Here is an 18,307-nt window from a genome sequence, read left to right as displayed (position 1 = left end):
ACACTTTTTAATTGGCCATTGATTTTTTTTACTTGGTGTTAGTAATATATTTCATACTTTTTATGAATTAAATATCGTCTTTAAAATAATTATTTGCTCAACAATAATGTCTTTTTGAGAATTTATGCTACAAACGCATACATTATGTGTAGTAATGTTTAGTGAGTTACTTATATAATACTTTTAAATCAAAAAATATTCAAAAATTTGCTAATTATCCCCTTAAGAACACTTAAAGAGTACTAAAAACATACAATTTTTCTCTGTAAAATCTACTAAACAATGAATTTTTGCTCATTTAGAGAGTTCTTAATTCTTTCAAATTTTTTCTTTTAGACGTGCAATTCTCCGTTTTTTTTGGCAAAAGCCTATCAGTACGTATACTATTTAGAAAATTATCGTGTGAAATTAGCACTTTCTTACGTTGCTGAACATTTGGTATAGATATTTAAAGATTTATGCTACTGTATTCTTATACTACTCTCTTACTTTGTACGAAAATATTATATTATTTATTAAATGAATCATATTTATCGTCGTATGAAGCAATTTGACTTATCTATTCCAATTACGCGAAAAAAGCTGTACTTAGTTGTATGGTGCATATCGCTTTTAATTGGTTTTTCGAGCTTTTCATTAAAAGCTCAAACAGTAAAAGGGACTATTAAGTCCGCTTCAGGAGAAGGAATACCTGGAGCAACCGTTAGTGTTAAGGGAACTACTCGTGGAGTTAGTGCGAGTAAAGATGGAGCATTTTCCATTGCTGCTACGCCAAAGACAACTTTGGTTTTCAGTTCGGTTGGCTATAAAACACAGGAGGTTTTAGTAGGTAACCAAACAAGTATTAATGTAGTATTAGAAGAATTTCAATCTGCATTAGATGAGGTAGTGGTTGTGGGTTATGGAAAACAAAAGAAAGAAGGTGTTGTAGCTTCTGTTACCCAAACAACAAATAAAGAATTAGAGCGAGCAGGGGGTGTTTCAAGTATTGGTGCAGCCTTGACTGGAAATGTACCAGGCTTAATTACGAATGCAAGTACTGGTCTTCCAGGTGCAGAAGACCCTCAGATTATCATTCGTGGTCGTAGCTCTTGGAACAATTCAGACCCACTAATTCTAGTAGATGGCGTTGAGCGTCCTATGAACAGCGTTGATATCAGTTCTGTTGAAACAGTTACTGTACTTAAGGATGCATCAGCTACAGCCGTTTTCGGTTCAAGAGGTGCGAATGGGGTAATCTTAATTACCACCAAAAGAGGCAAAATGGGAAAGGCATCAATCAGAGCTGTCGTAAATACCATTGTAAAAGCTCCGTCTAAATTACCCGAAAAGTATGATTCATATGATGCTTTAAGAATTAGAAATGAAGCAATTGAGTATGAACTTGCGACAAGACCAGAAGGGTGGAGAGATTACTTACCTCAACAGATTATTAATAAGTATCGTAATCCAGCAAATTTAGCGGAAGCAGAACGTTATCCAAATGTTAACTGGGAAGAAGCATTGTTTAAGCCGTATGCGATATCTAATAATGCTAATTTGAACATCAGCGGGGGGACAAATCTTGTGAAATATTTTACCAGTGCAGATTTTTTACAAGAAGCCGATTTATTTAAAATTTATGATAATAAAAGAGGGTACAAGCAAGGCTTTGGCTTTAATAGGCTGAATGTCCGTAGTAATTTAGATTTTCAATTAACGCCTACTACGCTTTTTAAAACCAACCTTTCGGGTTCTTATGGCGTTAGAAAAAGCCCATGGGGCTTCTCTGGAAGTCAGTACGGGCCATGGATTGATGCTTATAATGCTGCTCCAGATTTATTTTTACCACAATATTCTGATGGTTCATGGGGCTTTTACTATCCAAACCAAGCTAAAGCAGAAAACTCTGCATTAAGTCTTGCCATTGGTGGTCTGCAATATCAAACCACTGCCCGTATAACGACAGATTTTACGCTAGACCAAGATTTGGATATGCTTGTGAAAGGCTTGAGAGCTTCGGGTACTGTCTCGTTAGATAATACTTTTGTAGAATCAGATCGTGGAGTGAATGACCTTTATAATGGAACTCAACGTAAGTGGGTAAATCCTGAAACGGGCATTGAAACGTACCAATCCGCTGTTGATGGTATTACAGGGTTCGATTTTCAAGAAGGTATCAAGTGGGCTCCAGCAGCAGGGACTATCGGAGCTAGCCAGCGTCGTTTGTTTTACCAGTTACAGCTTAATTACAATAAAACGTTTGCAGGGTTACACAATGTAACTTTGATGGGTTTAACAAACAGAAACGTCTATGCCAGCGGTAGTACAATTCCTTCATATAGAGAAGACTGGGTATTTAGAACTACTTATACATTCAACAATAAGTACACAGTAGAATACAATGGTGCTTATAATGGTTCTGAGCAATTTGCAAAAGATTACCGTTTTGCCTTTTTCTCTTCTGGGGGTGCTAACTGGGTAATATCGAACGAAAAATTCATGAATTCGGTGAAATTCATCAATTCTATGAAACTTCGTATGTCTTACGGACAAACAGGGTTTGATAACCTAGGTGTAAGATGGCCGTATCTTGAGCAATGGTCTTATGGTGGAACATCAAGATTAGGTGTAAGTGGTGAAGGAGCTGAACAAAGCCCATATACTTGGTACTCGCAGTCTACAGTAGGTAACCCAACCGTTCAATGGGAACAATCAGAGAAATTCAATCTTGGTTTAGACTTTGAACTTTTCAGAGGTTTTGTGAAAGGTAAGGCTGACTTCTTTCAGGATAATAGAAGTAAAATTTTGTTAACAGGAAGAGCCGATGTACCAAGCTATTTTGGAGCATCTCCGCCAGTTGCCAACTTAGGTGCTGTTAAAGCAAGCGGTTATGAATTAGAACTTCATTTCAATAAAAATGTAGGGAAGTTCCGTTTGTGGGCAGACCTTAACATGACGCATACGCAAAACAAAATTATTGAACGTGCTACGCCAGAATTGTTACCAGATTATCAGAAACCAGAAGGAATGCAGATTGATCAAGCTTATTCATTCGTAAGCAAAGGGATGTATAATAGCTGGGATCAGTTGTATGGAAGTGCAATGCACAATGTAAATGACAACCAAAAATTATTAGGTAACTACTACTTGGTTGATTATAATGGAGACGGAGTTATTGACACGCAAGATAGAATTCCTTATGGACACACTGGCTGGCCACAGAATACCTACAACGCTACTTTAGGGTTTGATTGGAAAGGGTTTTCAGCTTTTGTACAATTCTATGCGGTGAATAATGCTACTCGTCAAGTGGTTTTCACAAGTTTAAGTTCACAAAGCCATACAGTTTATCAGGAAGGAGCATACTGGTCGCCAACGAATACTGGCGGAACGCCTATTCCACGTTGGTTAACAACACCATTCGGGGACTATAGAGGTACACAGTATATGTACGATGGCTCTTATGTAAGATTAAAAAATGCTGAAATAGCATACACTGTAAATCCTGAGCTTAGTAGAAAATTAGGACTTAGTAGTCTGCGAATCTACCTAAATGGTAATAACCTTATTGCTTGGAGCAAAATGCCAGATGATAGGGAGTCTAATTTTGCTGGTACTGGTTGGGCTTCACAAGGAGCTTACCCAACAGTAAAGAGATATAATTTAGGTTTAAACATTACTTTCTAATTAATTAATAAAAACATGAAAAAGAGAATAAAACTTTTGTGTGTAGCTGTAGTTTGTTCTATGACTTTTGGAGTTACTTCATGCTCAGATTTTTTGGATCGTGATCCTCAATCTCTTGTGTCTGAAAAAGATGCTTTTAAAAACTTTGTAAACTTTCAAGGATTTACCGAAGAACTCTATCATACTATTCCAGACTTTTCTAATGGTTACTGGACCAACTCTTTTAACTGGGGAGAGGATGAAATCCAATCTACAGCTCAAAACTTTCACTTTGGTGTAAAAATTGATAATGGTGATTTTTGGGGCTGGCAACGCAATTTTGACGGCTGGCAAGCTGGTTGGATGGATCGTAACAGTAATGTAACCAACGATGACCGCTTTGCAAAATCACTTTGGGGGCTAGGATGGTACGGTATACGTAAGGCTAATTTAGGTTTGGAAAACATAGACAAACTGACTGATGCCACACAAGAAGAAAAAGATTTAATTAAAGGTCAATTGCTATTTTTTAGAGGTTGGTATCACTTTATGTTTATGCAGTATTTTGGAGGGCTTCCATATATTGACAAAGTATTACCTGGAGATCAGAAATTAACCTTACCTCGTCTTAAATACAGCGAATGTGCCGATAAAGCAGCCGCGGATTTCAGAGCAGCGGCCAACTTATTACCTACAAACTGGGACAACACAACGGCAGGTAAAAGAACATTGGGCAAAAACACATTGCGTATCAACAAGATTATGGCACTTGGCTATTTGGGGAAAAATTATCTTTGGGCTGGTAGTCCATTGATGAATTCTGTCTCAGGCGGCGGTACTACTTACAATGCTGAATATTGCAAAAAGGCGGCTGATGCATTTGCTGAATTACTTAATTTATGTGAGAGTGGAGAAGCTCCTTACCGCTTAGTTCCTTTTGCACAATATTATACTAACTTCTATACGACTGGTCAGAACTGGCAAATGCCAGGTGGAACTGAAGCCATTTTCAGAGGGCCATACTATGGTGCAAATAATTCAAACTGGGGAACGAGTAAACAATATAGCCCACAGATTATCAGTGAAGGCGATGTGAAGTTTTTGCCAACAGCCAATTATGTTGACAACTACGGAATGGCTAATGGATTACCAATTAAGGATATTACAAAAGCTGACACAGAGTCTGGTTATAATCCTGAATATCCTTGGAAAGGAAGAGACCCACGTTTTTACAATGATATTATTTTCGATGGCGTGAGAATGGTAGCAGGAAGTATTCCAAATGCCGCTGAAGTGAACAACCGTTATGCCAATTTACATACTGGAGGTTCTTATCGTGATATTTCAACAGGTAGCCGTACAGGATATTTGCTCTTTAAGTTTGTTCCAAGAACAGCCAACAAGTATGACCAAGGATACGGTTATGATAAAAGTCTTAACATTCACTTGCCATATATGCGCTTGGCAGATATTTATCTAATGTACGCTGAAGCTGCTGCACAGGGCTATGGTTCGGCTATGGGTAAAGCAGGAAGTTATTCTAAAACTTCTGTAGATGCTATCAACGTCATTAGAGATAGAGCTGGAGTAGGACATGTAGATGCTAAGTTCTTAGGTTCTTTGGATGTTTATATGGAAGAATTAAGACGTGAACGTTCTGTTGAACTTTCTTTTGAAGGTCATCGCTTCAATGACCTCCGTCGTTGGTTAATGATTGCTAAAAGTCCTTATACGCTTAAGAAATCAATTGAATTTGATAGAGCAGCTACATTGGATCCAGCGAAAGACCCTAAAGACAATAGAGTTTTGAACATCAGAGAGTCTGTCATATTAGAGCGCAAGTTCACTGATAAGCATAATTGGTTGCCATTAAAGGTTAATGACGTGAATTTGTATCTGGAATTTGCTCAAAATCCTGGCTGGTAATGGGAGGCAAATCATATAATGAGATAATCAATAGATAAACGAACAAGAAATGAAGTTTATAAAAATAATTATGGTTTTATGTGCATTACTGGCTTTTTCAAAAGCTACGATAATGGCACAGAATGCCTCGACGATTAAAATTAAAGCCACCGTTGTTGGCTCGAATAAACAGCCCGTTATTGGCGCTATTGTAAGTAGCTCTGAAGAAATCGGGAAAGCTGTCACCACAGATGCTTTGGGTACTTTCAGTATTGAAGTTCCTAAAAACGAGGTATTATCAATTGCTGCGAAAGGTTTTAAAACCAAATACATCACTGTTAACCAACAAATCAGTGAAATCATTATCGCACCCGAGGAAAACCAAGAACAAGTAGCTCTTCCTTTCCGTAATGTTGATAAGCAAGATTTGCTTGGTGGAGTAGCATCTGTAAATGTAAAGGAGCTTCTTAAGAAGAATTACTTTACCTACCCATTAGATGGTATGGAGTCTTTAGTCCCAGGGTTTAATGGAAACAGTAACTGGGGAATGGGAAGTTATCTATTCATGATAGATGGTGTTCCTCGTGAGACTGGAAACGTAATGCCGACCGAGATAGAGCAAATCGTATTTTTGAAAGGAGCTAACGCTGTGGCACTATACGGTAGCCGTGGTGCCAAAGGCGTAGTGAATGTAATTACAAAAAGAGGTGTAGCAGGTCAAAGTAGATTTGACCTCAGAATTAACAGTGGTGTAAATGTTCCTAAAGCTTTTCCACGTTACTTAGGTTCAGCGGAATATATGACTTTATATAATGAAGCACGTAGAAATGACGGATTAACGAATTTGTATTCTGAATCTGATATTTACAACCATGCTTCAGGAATCAATAAATATCGTTATCCTAATATAGATTTTTACTCATCAGAATACCTAAAAAGTAGCTATGGTAGCTATGACGCTACTGCCGAAATTTCAGGTGGAAATGAAAGAGTTAAATATTATACAAATTTAGGATTTGCAACATCAGGCTCACTGTTGAACTTTGGAGAAGCGAAAAATAACAATAATTCAGACCGTCTTAACTTCCGTGGAAATATCGATGTAAACTTGAATGAGTTTATCAGTCTGAATGCTGATGCTACTGCTATTTTTTATACTGGTCGTGGGGTAAATGCTAACTTTTGGAGTAGTGCAACAACAGTTCGTCCGAATCGTTTTTCACCACTTATTCCGCTTAGTCTGATTGAACAAGAAGATGCGGCATCACAGGTTTTAATCAAAAACAGTAATAATATTATCGATGGACAATATTTACTTGGAGGTACTCAATTAGACCAAACGAATCCTATCGCTACCATTTATTCTGGAGGTAGTAACCAATTTGCTAATCGCCAATTCCAGTTTAATACTGGGATTAAAGCAGACCTTAGAAATGTGTTGAAAGGCTTGAGTTTTAAATCTAGTTTTGCTGTTGATTATGCTACAGAATATACGTTGGCTTATAATTATTCTTATGCTACTTATGCACCTACTTGGAATAAGTATAGCGGAACCGACTTAATTAGTAGTCTTACAGTGTATGGCCAAGATGCAAAATCTGGCACGCAGAATGTATCAGGAAATAGATATCGCCAAACGATTGCATTTTCAGGACAGTTAAATTATGATAGAACTTTTAACGAAGACCATCATTTATCGGCTATTTTATTAGCTAATGGGTTTCAACAATCAGAATCTGCGATTTACCATAAAACCAGTAATGCGAATTTAGGTTTTTTAGCAAGCTATAATTACAAGCATAAATACTACATGGATTTTAGTGCTGCTTATATCCATTCTGCAAAACTTCCTCCAAGTAATCGTCAAGCATTTTCTCCGTCACTTACTTTAGGCTGGAGATTAAGTGAAGAAGAGTTTCTTAAAAATTCAGATATCGTAGACGATTTGAAGTTGACAGCATCTGCTAGTATTTTACATACAGATCTTGATATTCCAAATTACTATTTATATCAAGGTGTTTATACTGGTGCTGGTTCATGGTATGGTTGGAAAGATGGTACGGGTATTCAAGCTACTGAATCGAGAAGAGGTGATAACCCTAACATGAAGTTTCCTAAAAGAGAAGAAATTAGTATTGGATTCGAAGGTTCGTTTTTCAAAAGATTATTAACCTTAAACGGAACATTCTTTGCCAATACAATTTCAGGAAATATCATTCAAGCATCTGTTTTATTTCCAAGTTATTTCACAACTGGCTTTCCAGTATCTTCTTTTATTCCTTATGTAAATTATAATGAAGACAAACGTGTTGGCTTTGACTTCGGTGCTAGTTTGAATAAAAAATATGGTGAAGTAAATTGGACATTGGGCGTGAATGGTACATACTACCAAACTACTGCTACTAAAAGAGCAGAATTATACGAAGATGCTTATCAAAATCGTCAAGGAAAACCACTTGATGCTCTGTGGGGCTTACAAAGTTTGGGATTATTCCAAGATCAAAACGATATAGCAAACTCTCCAACACAAACATACGGACAAGTAAAACCAGGCGATATTAAATACAAAGATCAAAACGGTGATGGTATTATTAATAGCCGAGACGAAGTCTCTTTAGGAAAAGGTGGTTGGTTCGGTGCTCCGCTTACTTTAGGTATAAACCTTACTGCTCAGTGGAAAAAGCTTACTTTCTTCGCAATGGGTGTTGGTCGTTTTGGGGCTAATGGAATGCGTAATAACTCTTATTTCTGGGTGGATGGTGAAGATAAGTATTCTGCAGTAGTGAGAGATAGATGGACAGAAGCAACAAAACTAACAGCCACCTATCCAAGACTTACCACTTTGACAAGTGATAATAACTTCCGTTCATCTGATTTCTGGATTTATAAAACGAATCGTTTTGACTTGAGTAAAGTACAGATAACGTATGATTTGACGGATGTATTAAAGATGAAATCTTTTGTACGTGAACTTGGATTGTATGTCACTGGCTTTAACCTGCTAACTGTGTCAGACAATCGTGAAATCATGGAACTTAGTGTGGGAAGTGCACCACAAACACGTTTGTTCAATTTAGGTGTAAAAGCCCTTTTCTAAGTTTTTGAAAATATTATATTTTGAATATTATACTATGTTTTATATGAATAAAGGAATATTAAAACTACTGGTTTGCGTTGCTGTATTGCTGACCGGATGTGAAGACCTAATAGAGCCTGCTATTGAGAATAACAGGCAGTTAGACCCTAGTGCTTATTTACCAAGCGACTCAAGATTTCCATTCGGTATATTGCTGAATGGATATAATAGAATTCCGACGAACTCATGGTCTTTTAATGATGTGGCAACTGATGATGCCGTAAGTAATGACCAAGACAATGGCTATCTAAAAATGGCAACGGGACAATGGACGGCAAACAATAATCCTACTAACCAATGGACAAATTGTTTTGCTGGAATCCAATACTTAAATATTATGTTGGGAGAAGTAAACAAAGTTCAATGGGTGACTGATCCTGTTGCTAATAGATTGTTTACTACTAGAATTAAAGGTGAAGCTTATGGGCTTCGTGCTTTATTGATGTACCATCTTTTGCTTACACACGCAGGTAAAGGGGTAGGCGGAACGATGCTTGGCGTACCTATTTTACTTAAGCCACAGACAACTTCTGATAATTATAATCTTCCAAGAGCTTCTTTTGAGGATTGTATGAAACAAATTTATCAGGATTTAGACAGTGCTGATGTCAAGCTTCCTTTAGACTATCAGAATTTTTCACTAGGGCAGGAATCTCTGATACCAACAAAGTATGGTCAGGTAACAATTGAGCAATATAACCGTGCATTCGGGGTTACTTTCAGTGGTTTATTTACTGGCCGTATTGCTAAAGCTGTAAGAGCACAAGCTGCATTGCTGGCAGCCAGCCCATCGTTTAATAATGGCAATACAAGTAAGTGGACAGATGCCGCCAACTATGCCGCCAATGTATTGAATTCTAATGGAGGGTTGAATGCCGTAACAGGTAATGCAGCGAGTGGTCTTACTTGGTATGCTAATACTACAGAGATTGCTAATATTAAGGACGGGGCTAATCCTCCTGAAATATTGTGGAGAAATAACTGGGGAGAAAATAGAGATTTAGAGCAAGCTAATTTTCCACCAACATTATTTGGTAACGGACGTATCAACCCGTCTCAGAACCTTGTAGATGCTTTTCCAATGCTGAATGGGTATCCGATTAATGATGCTAACAGTGGTTATAACCCTGCCGACCCATATACTAATCGTGACCCACGCTTGAAAATGTTTGTGCTGGTGAATGGTGCAACCGCTGGGGTAAATAATACGGCCATCAACACTACTGCTAATGGCCCAACCAACGATGCACTTAACAAAGTAGCTACTTCGACAAGAACGGGTTATTATTTGCGAAAACTGTTACGTCAAGATGTAAACCTTAACCCTACATCTGCCACCAATCAGCGTCATTACAAACCGCATATTCGCTATACAGAAATTGCGTTGGCTTATGCAGAAGCAGCTAACGAGGCTTGGGGACCTACGGGTACGGGTACAAATGCTTATTCAGCTTATGATATTATCAGAGCTATCCGTAGAAGAGCTGGGATTGGTACAACCAACAATGATGCTTATCTGGAAAGTGCTAAAGGTAATAAGGAAACGATGCGAACATTGATTCGTAATGAACGTCGCTTAGAACTTTGTTTTGAAGGATTTAGATTCTGGGATTTACGTCGCTGGAATGCAGGACTTACCGAACCAGCAAAAGGAGTGAGTATCCAAAATGGTGTTTATACTTTAATTCCTGTTGTACAAGACAGAGTATTCCAGAGTTATATGAAATACGGCCCAATTCCTTATTCAGAAATACTGAAGTTCCCTGCACTTGAGCAAAATGAAGGGTGGAATTAATAATCAGCTATAATTTTATTATTGACAAAATTTAATATTTATGAAGAAATTAGTTTTAATGTCGGTACTAATCCTGATTGGACTTGCTTCCTGCAATACGGAAAATGAGTTCCCGGATTACAAATACCAAACTGTATATTTCGCTTATCAGTATCCTGTAAGAACCATTACTTTAGGAGAGGATACGTATGTGAATACTGATTTGGATAATAAACATAAATGTCAGATTTATGCTTCAACAGGTGGGGTTTACGAAAGTAGAAAAGACGTAACAATAAAAATTGCCGTTGATAATTCACTACTAAAAAGCGGTTTACTGTTTGGAACAGGAAAAGACGAAGTACTTCCTATGCCTAATAGTTACTATTCATTAGGGTCAGATAAGATTATTATTCCTAAAGGGACCTTAGCAGGTGGAGTAGATGTACAATTGACAGATGCATTTTTTGCAGACCCAAAATCAATCAAAAATACCTATGTCATTCCTTTAACGATGACTAGCGTAGCTAATGCCGATTCAATACTATATGGCAAACACTTTATTTTGTATGCTATCAAATATGTGAATACTTGGCATGGAAATTACCTTAGACGTGGAAAGGATGTTGTTACAGGTACTGTGAATAAAACGATAGTTCGCCATGCACAATACGTAGAGCAAGATGAAGTTAACAAACTTTCTACCAAATCGTTAAGCGAACTTGAGTTTCCAGTAGTTTTCAAAGATAAAGATGGTAAGAACATCAATATAACACTATCACTAAAATTTGAAAGCGACAAGTGTACGATTTCTTCATTAACGAGTGGTTATACTGCAACTGGTAGTGGCACATTTGTGAAAAAAGGAGAGAAAAACAGTTGGGGGAATAAGGACAGAGATGCATTATACCTAAAGTATGAAGTGAATCTTGCAGGTATGAATGTATCCTCAACAGATACACTCGTAATGCGTGACCGTACAGTAACAATGGAAACCTTTTCGCCAGTGGCAAAATAATAATTTGTCTAACTAGAACCGTTATTTTATGAATAATTTATATAAAGTAGTACTAGGTCTGACCACATTGATGGTGACTTCTTGTACCAAATATGAGGCGCTAGAGTTCAGCGTCACCAAACCTGAAAGCGCTGTTGCTCAGGAAGATATTGATGCTTATCCCGCATTAAAATCTTATATCAATCGCACTACATACCCCAATTTTAAATTTGGGGTTGCTCTTTCCTTGTCTGACTATGTTAACAAGGGCGTAATGTACAGACTTGCCAATAAAAACTTTGATGAAATAGTCCTAGGCTATGAAATGAAGCATGGTGCAGTAGTACAAGCCGATGGTAGCCTAGCGCTAGATAACGTCAGTAAATTATTAGCAACCGCAAAAGATGGTGGTATTGCTGTATATGGACATACATTATGTTGGCATGCTAATCAAAATGCTAATTATCTCAAAGGAGTGATTGCTCCGTTGACAGTTACGGCTCCTTCTTTTCCTAATGACCTGAATACTTCCGCTCTGCAAAGCGGAGTACTTTCGGGTTGGAATGCAACCAACAATGGTGCAGGTATTTCGGTAGCGAATAATACTGGAATGGGTACTGGAACAAAAGCTATAAAACTGACTGCTGCCGCTGGCTCTTCGTCAGCGACGGCTTTACAATTGGTAAGTCCTAGTATTAATGTTGTAGCTGGACACAAATATGAAATAGTATGCTACATTAAATCAGATGTGGCAGGAGAAGGTAGAATTTCTTTTGAGGGTTTAACCAATAATACTCCTCAAGTAGATTGGATGAAAACTGGAAAAGCCTCAGCTACTTTTACGACAGGTATTTCTTGGAAGGAAGTAAGATTTCAAGTAAGTGATTTTACGGGAACGTCTATCAAGCTTAATTTTGACTTAGGGTACAAACCTAATGTAAACTACTATATAGATGTAAACAATCTGTATGTATATGATACACAAGGAACAGCCGTTGTTACTAACCTTGTAGCCAATGGTGATTTTGAAACAGGTTCAGGCTGGGGAGGTTATGGAGGTAACTCAAGTAGAGGTGTCACTGCTGATGGACTAGGATATAATAACAAAGGCAAGGCATTTTATGTAACAATGCCTGCAAAGACAGCAAACTATTGGGATGCTCAGACTGCTCTTGATTTAGGTAAAAATCTTAATAATGGTGAATCATACAGTTTATCATTTTGGGTAAAAGGAACAGCAGAAGGAATCATTAGACCAGAACTTCAAAGTCCAAGTTACGCTTCGAATGGCTTCGGTCAAATAGCCGTAACGAAAGAATGGAAATTAGTTGATGTTTCTACTACAGCAACTGCCGCTGACAGAAATAAACTTGTATTTAGCTATGGTGAATTTGCAGGAACGGTGTATATCGATAATGTAGTGCTGAAAAGCTCAAAAGCAACTGGAGGTGCAGTAACAATTGCTGAAAAAACAGCTCAAGAAAAAAGCATTCTTGTTACCAATGCACTAGATACTTGGATGTCAGGGATGTTAGGCGTTAGCAAATCTTATGTAAAAGCATGGGATGTAGTAAACGAACCAATGGACGATGGAAAACCTTACGAACTTAAAACAGGCGTAGGCAAAACTTTAGCCACTGATGAGTTTTATTGGCAAGATTACATGGGGAAAGACTATGCTGTAACTGCTTTCCAGTTAGCTAGAAAATACGGGAATGCTAGTGATATACTTTTTATCAATGATTACAACTTGGAATACAGTCTGGATAAATGTCGTGGATTAATCGCTTATGTAGGCTATATCGAAGGAAAAGGTGTAAAGGTTGATGGTATTGGTACTCAAATGCACATTGACATCAAGTCGGATAAAACCAAGATAGCAGATATGTTTAAGCTATTAGCAGCAACAGGAAAAGTGATTAAAATTTCAGAGTTGGATATTGGTTTAGGTAGCGTGAAAACTGCCAATGCAACACAAGCACAGTATCAGGCACAGGCAGAAATGTATAAATATGTGATAGACAAATATTTTGAGCTTATACCTGCTGCACAAAGATATGGTATCACTATATGGAGTCCACTAGATAGTCCTGCGAATTCAAGCTGGAGAACTGACGAGCCGATTGGTATTTGGACAAAAGATTATGTAAGAAAAGTAGCTTATTCTTACGTAGCTGAATCTATCAAAGCAAATATGAAATAATAAGGAAAAGCGTTTATCCTTTAAAAATAAGCACCTATTTACTATATAACCCTATCCATTAATATATAACCACTTGTTTATAATCCCTAGCAATTTGTTAGGGATTATTTCAATAAATGGGCATGAGTATTTTACCTAATTACTTTTTAAAAAAATCAAGGAATATTAAGCTGATTTGTTAAATGCAATAATAAGTTCTTACCTTAATTCTTGTGTTTATTTTTGAGGGAGATTGTAACAAAACATTGTATTATCAGTAAGATTTAAGAATAATTAGCTTTTATAGAGACTACTAATGGTAGTATCGGATATGACCTAAAACAACATTATGTTGAATTAGGTAATTACTATAATGAGAATATTTAAGCGATGGTTGATGTGTTAAAGAATATAAAAATGAAGAAATGTTACTTTTTATTAATTTTTGTTTTTGTTGCTCACTGGATTCATGGGCAACAGAAAGAATATAAATTTATTAATTTCAGTAGCAGGAATGGTCTCACCTCCAATTCTATTAATGCCATTATAAAAGACAAAAATGGCTTTATGTGGTTTGGTACTGAAGATGGGCTCAACAGGTTTGATGGTCAAAATTTCACTGAATATCGCCATAAAGAAAATGATAGTACAAGTATCGGAAGTGGACCAATAACAGCAATGACTCAGGATAAAGCTGGCAACATCTGGTTGGCAACGAATTTGACCTTGTCTGTTTATAACCTGAATTTGAACTCATTTATTAATTATGACTTTAGTAATCTCGGGTGGATTATATGTTTGTATGCTGACCATTCGGGTAAAATTTGGGTGGGAACCTATTCTGGATTATTTGTTTTTGACCCTGTCTCTAAAAAAACGAAAGAGTTCAAAGCTGACCCTTCCAACCCTTCAAAGTTAAATTCAAATATGGTTCGCTCCCTGTTTGAAGACAGTCACAACAACATGTGGGTTGGTACTAACGATGGTTTACATGTTTATGACAGAAAGAGCGAACGATTTACAAGATTTTTACACAATCCGAATAATCCAGCAAGTATTTCATGGAATAATATCAAGAGTATCACTGCTGATAAGTATGGTAAAATTTGGATTGGTACCGAAGAAGGTGGCATAAATGTAATGGACATAAAAAAAGGCACCTTCCGTAGTTACAAACATGATTCAAACAACCCTAATTCACTTTCGAACAATCATATAATTAAGATAGTATTTGATAAAGACGGGCAACTTTGGGTAGGTACAGAAATAGGCATCGACATATTTAATCCGCAAACAGAGAAAGCAATCAGTGTAAAAAGTTCGCTTGTAGAACAAGATGGATTTACACCTAGTGCTTCTGGGCGATCAATTAGGGATATTTACATTGATGATAATGGTGTATATTGGATAAGTGTTCATCAAGGTGGCGTAAATAAATACGATACTAATCTAACTTTCTTTAACTATAAAAAATTTAATCCCTTTGATCCTAACGGATTGACGGGCAGTTCAATAATGTCCTTTTCCGAAAGTCCTTCTGGAGATATCTTTATTGGAACCGAAGGAGCAGGACTAAATGTATTTAACAGAAAAACGGGCTTAATAAGACGTTATGATTTAAAAGACAAAAAAGCAAATACAGCCTCTATAATCGCTTTAGAATCAGTGGGTAACACCCTTTGGGTAGGAACCTATCAGGTTGGCTTATATAGCATTAATATGACGACGGGGGCTTTAAGACATTTTCACCTTCCCAAAAACACAACGGACGCTGCAAACGTACCTATCAATTGTATAAAAGCAGATAGGAATGGTAAAATTTGGCTGGGGACAAACGGTAATGGGGTTTATTTGTATGATCCACAGCGGGATGTTATGGAATCTTCTGATAAAGTTTTTCAATTAGCATCTGCCCAGAAATTTCCTTTGAACGGTTTCATCACCACTATTGAGCAAGATAAAATGGGGAATATCTGGATTGGCTCAAACGGTTCAGGAATAGCCGTATATTACCCAACTCAGAAACGTTTTCAAGTGTTAAATCACGGTACTAATGGGCTTCCAATGGACAAAGTACAAAGTATTTACTGTGACCGTTCTGGCAAAATATGGGTTGGAGCATGGGGCGGTGGGCTTTGTTTATATAAACCTCAAACAAAAACATTTGAACGCTTTGATGAAAGCAATTCTTTGTCCAATGATGTTGTTTATAAAATTTTAGAAGACGAAAAAGGAAAAATATGGATAAGTACCAATAAAGGAATTAGTTCATTTGACCCTGAGAAGAAGGTATTTCGAAATTTTACACATTACAATGGGGTTCAGCAGAGCAACTTTAATATCTTGTCTGGTTTGAAAACCTCTGATGGGCAATTGTTTTTTGGTGGATTGGCAGGTTTTAACTACTTCAATCCTGCTACTATTTTCCATAAAAAGAATGTTCCCACACTAGTAATTACTAGTCTGAAAATTAATAATAAACAGATAAACCCTGGTGAAAATGCTGAAATAACAGAGCATATCTCGACAGCAAAAGAAATGGTATTGAGCTATAAACAAAACTTTTCTTTAGACTTTATAGCCCTCAATTACACGGCTCCGCATGAAAACAGGTATTCTTATAAACTAGAAGGATTTGACAAAGATTGGAACCAAGTAGGAACGACTAATACGGCCGTTTATACAAATCTTGATCCAGGAAAATATATTTTCAGATTAAAAGCATACAGTGAAGATGGCTCATGGCAGACACCCGAAAAAGTTATCGATATCATTGTAAAACCTCCGTTTTGGCGGACGTATTATGCCTATTTTTTCTATTTAATGACATTGGTAATCTCTCTTTGGTTGATTAGAAGAAGAGGAATCCAAAAATTAAAGAATCAATTTGCCAGAGAACAGGAACGTTTGGAGGTAAAACATATGATTGAAAAGGAACGACACGAGGCAGAGAAGAAAATAGAACTAGAACAAATCAAGGTTAAATTCCTGACTAATCTGAGTCATGAGTTAAAAACGCCATTAACGCTCGTTTTGAATCCGATTGAGAACTTGATGTTTGAAGAGAAAAGTACTGAAAAACTAGAAATGCTTAATTTGATAGGTCGTAATGCCAAAAGGCTTTTGAATTTGGTGAACCAGTTGCTTGATTTTAGAAGGGTAGAAGCTAATGAATTAACCTTGCATAAAACGGAAGGCGATTTGGTTACCTTCACGCAGGAAATAGTAGATTCGTTCAAATACATTGCTGTAAGGAAAAATATCTCGCTACATTTTGTAAGTTCATATAGTAACTATCATACTTCCTTTGATAAGGATAAGTTAGAGCGGGTGCTGATCAACTTGTTTTCTAATGCTATAAAATTCACAAATGAAGGCGGAAGTGTTAGCCTTCAAATTGCAGGCGATGGCGAAACAGGGATTAGGTTGATTCTACGGGATACTGGAATTGGATTACCTAAAGATATGACCGACAAGATTTTTGAAAGATTTTTCCAAGTAAATAACAATGCTGACATATTAAATCAGGGAAGTGGCATAGGGCTTTCAATCGCTCAGGAGTTTATCAAACTTCATGGCGGAACCATTAAAGTAGAAAGTGAGGAAGATATAGGAAGTGCTTTCACCATCTCTCTACCACTTTTACCTATTACTTTCCAGCAATCTACTTCTCCAATAGTTTCAAATGAAACTTCTGATTTAATTGGGGAGTTTGCTAAAAACGAGCCTCCTAAAATTGATATGCCTGTTGTATTGATTGTGGATGATGACGACGACTTAAGAGCTTATCTAGTTGAAAGTTTGAAAACAAAATATAAAATAATAGAAGCTGCCGATGGTATAAAGGGTTGGCAAAAGGCATTGTCATGCCATCCTCAGGTAATAGTGAGCGATGTTAATATGCCTAGGATGGACGGTGTAGAGATGGTTCGCAAAATTAAAAGTGATAGCCGTACAAAACATATCCCTGTTATTATGTTGACTGTTTTATCTGATGAAACAGACCAGATGAAAGGATTGGAGTCAGGTGCGAGTGATTATTTATCGAAACCATTCAATTTTCATTTGCTCAACATTAAAATAGAGAACTTGCTTAGTTTGAATAGTTTATTGAAAAATACTTATAGCAAACATATTCAATTGGAAACTCCAGAAACAGAGTTTGTCTCTGAAGACGAGAAGTTTTTGTTGAAGTTCTCGCGTTATGTGGAAGAACATATCGAAAACCCAAATCTATCCGTTGAAGAATTGAGTAAAGCGATGTTTGTTAGCCGAGGAACACTTTATAGTAAGGTCTTAAGCCTTACTGGTGAGACTCCTGTAGAATATGTAAGGTCGCAAAAATTGAAGAAAGCAATTACGCTTTTGCAAAAGAACGATATAAAAATTTCACAAATTGCGTACTCTGTGGGCTTTTCTAACCCAAATTATTTTGCCAGAGCATTTAAAGCAAAATACAATATCTCTCCATCTGAATACGTGATGCTCAATAAGAATGTAGTGTTAGCTGATTCGGAATAATTGGATTAAAAAAGAGTTGTTTGTCGTATATACCAACACATAAACGGTATAGTATATACGATAGACTACTCTTTTTTAATCTCTTTGAATTTACAATGAACTTACTCAAAAGCTTTGAAAAATAAATAAAATTTTATGTCATAT

Annotated in this window: 7 protein-coding genes; all 7 read left to right on the top strand. The window is 36.9% G+C overall.

Annotated elements, in window-relative coordinates:
* Nucleotides 1-519: 519 nt before the first annotated feature.
* Nucleotides 520-3,669: a SusC/RagA family TonB-linked outer membrane protein gene (locus tag AC1RNE_RS21640; RefSeq protein WP_492804102.1), complete on the top strand. Its 3,150-nt coding sequence runs from the start codon at nucleotides 520-522 to the stop codon at nucleotides 3,667-3,669.
* Between the two features lie 15 nt (nucleotides 3,670-3,684).
* The gene (locus AC1RNE_RS21635) at nucleotides 3,685-5,574 is read left to right on the top strand and encodes a RagB/SusD family nutrient uptake outer membrane protein (protein ID WP_492804100.1); all 1,890 of its coding nucleotides are present in this window, start codon (nucleotides 3,685-3,687) and stop codon (nucleotides 5,572-5,574) included.
* 49 nt (nucleotides 5,575-5,623) lie between these two features.
* The gene (locus AC1RNE_RS21630) at nucleotides 5,624-8,650 is read left to right on the top strand and encodes a SusC/RagA family TonB-linked outer membrane protein (protein WP_492804098.1); all 3,027 of its coding nucleotides are present in this window, start codon (nucleotides 5,624-5,626) and stop codon (nucleotides 8,648-8,650) included.
* A gap of 43 nt (nucleotides 8,651-8,693) precedes the next feature.
* Nucleotides 8,694-10,484 (top strand): RagB/SusD family nutrient uptake outer membrane protein, encoded by a 1,791-nt coding sequence (locus AC1RNE_RS21625; protein ID WP_492804096.1) that lies wholly within the window; start codon nucleotides 8,694-8,696, stop codon nucleotides 10,482-10,484.
* A 40-nt stretch (nucleotides 10,485-10,524) separates the two neighbouring features.
* Entirely contained in the window at nucleotides 10,525-11,481 is a 957-nt protein-coding gene (locus AC1RNE_RS21620) for a DUF5627 domain-containing protein (RefSeq protein WP_492804094.1), read from the top strand.
* A gap of 28 nt (nucleotides 11,482-11,509) precedes the next feature.
* The gene (locus AC1RNE_RS21615) at nucleotides 11,510-13,663 is read left to right on the top strand and encodes an endo-1,4-beta-xylanase (protein ID WP_492804093.1); all 2,154 of its coding nucleotides are present in this window, start codon (nucleotides 11,510-11,512) and stop codon (nucleotides 13,661-13,663) included.
* A 396-nt stretch (nucleotides 13,664-14,059) separates the two neighbouring features.
* On the top strand, nucleotides 14,060-18,163 hold the full coding sequence (locus AC1RNE_RS21610) for a hybrid sensor histidine kinase/response regulator transcription factor (protein ID WP_492804091.1): 4,104 nt from the start codon (nucleotides 14,060-14,062) through the stop codon (nucleotides 18,161-18,163).
* Nucleotides 18,164-18,307 lie beyond the last annotated feature (144 nt).

The organism is Arcicella sp. GW822-FHT02H01 (assembly GCF_058802005.1).
This window is presented reverse-complemented; position numbering and strand designations above follow the sequence as displayed.

Coding starts and splice junctions, on each gene's coding strand:
- AC1RNE_RS21625 (WP_492804096.1), top strand. CDS start 8,694: ATGAATAAAGGAATATTAAAACTACTGGTTTGCGTTGCTGTATTGCTG.
- AC1RNE_RS21635 (WP_492804100.1), top strand. CDS start 3,685: ATGAAAAAGAGAATAAAACTTTTGTGTGTAGCTGTAGTTTGTTCTATG.
- AC1RNE_RS21640 (WP_492804102.1), top strand. CDS start 520: ATGAATCATATTTATCGTCGTATGAAGCAATTTGACTTATCTATTCCA.
- AC1RNE_RS21610 (WP_492804091.1), top strand. CDS start 14,060: ATGAAGAAATGTTACTTTTTATTAATTTTTGTTTTTGTTGCTCACTGG.
- AC1RNE_RS21615 (WP_492804093.1), top strand. CDS start 11,510: ATGAATAATTTATATAAAGTAGTACTAGGTCTGACCACATTGATGGTG.
- AC1RNE_RS21630 (WP_492804098.1), top strand. CDS start 5,624: ATGAAGTTTATAAAAATAATTATGGTTTTATGTGCATTACTGGCTTTT.
- AC1RNE_RS21620 (WP_492804094.1), top strand. CDS start 10,525: ATGAAGAAATTAGTTTTAATGTCGGTACTAATCCTGATTGGACTTGCT.